The sequence below is a fragment of the Candidatus Phyllobacterium onerii genome (assembly GCF_028331445.1).
GTDB classification, from domain to species: domain Bacteria; phylum Pseudomonadota; class Alphaproteobacteria; order Rhizobiales; family Rhizobiaceae; genus Phyllobacterium; species Phyllobacterium onerii.
The window spans coordinates 1-579 of record NZ_JAQMHX010000048.1; the positions used below are offsets into that span (position 1 = coordinate 1).

The 579-nt window shown below is 56.5% G+C and carries 1 protein-coding gene; it reads left to right on the plus strand.

The features are described from left to right. Positions 1-79: 79 nt before the first annotated feature. Positions 80-579, plus strand: a 500-nt coding sequence (locus tag PHA01_RS29140; protein WP_271899727.1) for an SDR family NAD(P)-dependent oxidoreductase, incomplete at its 3' end; no start/stop codon positions are given.

Below are 579 nucleotides of genomic sequence, written 5' to 3' on the forward strand. Positions count from 1 at the left end.
CCGAGCTTTACAAGACATTTCGAGACAAAAAGGACGGCTGCATCAAAGTCGTCCTCAAACCCTGATCGGAGACAATGATATGGCAAACACAGCCCGTCCCCTCGCCGTCGTGACCGGCGCTTCGTCCGGTATCGGACTTGAACTGGCCAGGATCGCCGTCGGCGAAGGCTATGATCTTATTATTGCCGCCGACGAACCGGAGATCGAGAACGCCGCGGAAAAACTGCGGCTAGAGGGCGCGACGGTCGATGCCATGGCGATCGACCTTTCGGACGTTGCGGGTGTCGAGAAGTTCTGCACGTTCATAGCCGACAAGGGCAAGCCCGTCGACATTTTACTTGCCAATGCAGGCCGTGGGCTCGGCCAGGGCTTTCTCGATCAGGATCTCACCGAAGCGCTGCACGTCGTTGACACCAACATCACTGGCACAATTGCTTTGATCCATAAGATCGGCAACGCGATGCGCCAACGGGGCGAAGGACGCATTCTCATCACCGGGTCGATAGCGGGCTTCATACCAGGCACCTATCAGGCAGTTTATAACGGTACCAAGGCCTTCCTGAACAGTTTTTCCTTCGC